Genomic DNA, 1,611 nt, shown 5'->3' on the forward strand with positions numbered 1-1,611 from the left:
GCCCGGCCCGTCATCGAGCGTCAGCGTGGAATTGGCGGCCGCGCCCGTCAGTTCGTAATCCGTCACGGTAAAGCGCATGCCGTTGACGGTGATCGCAGCGCTGCTGTCGACCGTCACCGTGCCCGCCTGCTGTGTGAACACGGCGATGTCGGACTGGATCCAGTCGATCAACGGCGCGCCAGCGGAAGTCTCCGCCCAGCTCGCAGTCGTGCTCGCATCCCAGGTGCCGGTCCCGCCGAAATTGTTGGGTCCTGCCGCAAGCGGATGCCAGAGCAGCGGCTGGCCGGTCGGCGGGCCAACATGGATGTAAAGAAACCCAGCGCCCAATCCGGGATCATTGAGCAATTGGTAGCCGTTCGGATTGTTCAAGAGCGTGAGAACGCTCGCGTCACCGACCCTCGACGTGTAGGAAATGAGATTATAGCGACCCTGGGCCAGAGTAGCAGGTGTGAAGGTCACGGTCCCGCCCTGCATGGTCAGCGTGTTCGTAACAATCAGGGCGCCGGTGTTCGGCATCGGATTCAGGGTGACGTTCAGCATGGACGTCCCCGCAAGCGTCAGATCTCCGCCGATCATCAAAGCCGGGGTGGTCGTGATGTCGCCGACAAGCGTGCCGCCCGACTGGACCATCACATCGCCGCCGATCGTGCCGGTCCCCTGAAGCGTGCCGCCAGAGACAGTGACGGCACCGCCGAGCGTGCCGGAGAGGTTGAGGGTCCCCGCCGAAACGGTCGTCAAACCAAGGAATGTGTTGCTGTTGCTGGAGAAGGTGAGAACGCCCGTTCCCATGACATTGAAATGGGCTGGATTCCCTGGATTGGCGGCGGCCGTCAGGATATTGCTGAAAGAGAGCGCGCCGCCTTGGTTGACCGCGAGCGTCGCCCCGGCGGCAATCGTTATTCCGGCGTTTAGCGTGCTATTGTTGGCGGCCGTCCCGTCGCCGAGCTGCAGTGTACCGGTGCTGACCGTGGTCGCTCCGCCATAGCCCTTGTTGTGAGTGAAAACGAGCGTGCCCGAGCCGCTCTTCGTCAGCGTGTTGACGTTTGCGGGCGCTGGCAGAACACTCATGCCATCGATGATGTCCGAGGCGATGATCGCCGTCACGGTATCAACATTGATTTCGCCGAATGTGTTGCGCCGCGGCGACATCTGCAGCGTGCCGCCCGTCAGCGTGTAAGCCCGGTCGGAGAAATAAAGCTTGTCAAAGCCTTGCGTTCCGTCAACGGTGACGGTTCCATCCTGGGTTCCCTGGAAATAGCCCACGGAACTGGCCCAGGCTGTTGGGTTTGCTCCATTCTGATCGGTCCAGTTGGCAAGGGCCGCAACCCAAGTGCCGCTGCCGCCGACAAGGCCGCCATCATAGGGCGGCGGGGCGCCGCCGTTCCAGTACTGCGCGATCTCGCCTGTGTTCGGATCGTAGCTCAAAAGGCGGATCATCCCGGGCCTATTGGGCCCTTGGCCGGGCGCAACGATATCGAGCCTGTAGTCCGCGCCCCCTGCGCCATTGATCGTCGGGGCGACGGAGAAGATTGTTCCCGGTGTCTGCGTCAGCGTACCGCCATACTGGAAGATGTTGTAGATCTGGGCATTGCCCTGGACATTCACCGTCAT

The 1,611-nt window shown here is 62.2% G+C and carries 1 protein-coding gene; it reads right to left on the reverse strand.

The window, feature by feature from the left end; translation table 11 throughout:
* On the reverse strand, positions 1-1,611 hold a 1,611-nt coding region (locus tag GGR30_RS23195), incomplete at both ends, for an autotransporter-associated beta strand repeat-containing protein (protein WP_183491653.1).

Origin of the sequence: Martelella radicis (genome assembly GCF_014196625.1) — a bacterium.
Taxonomy (GTDB): Bacteria; Pseudomonadota; Alphaproteobacteria; order Rhizobiales; family Rhizobiaceae; genus Martelella; species Martelella radicis.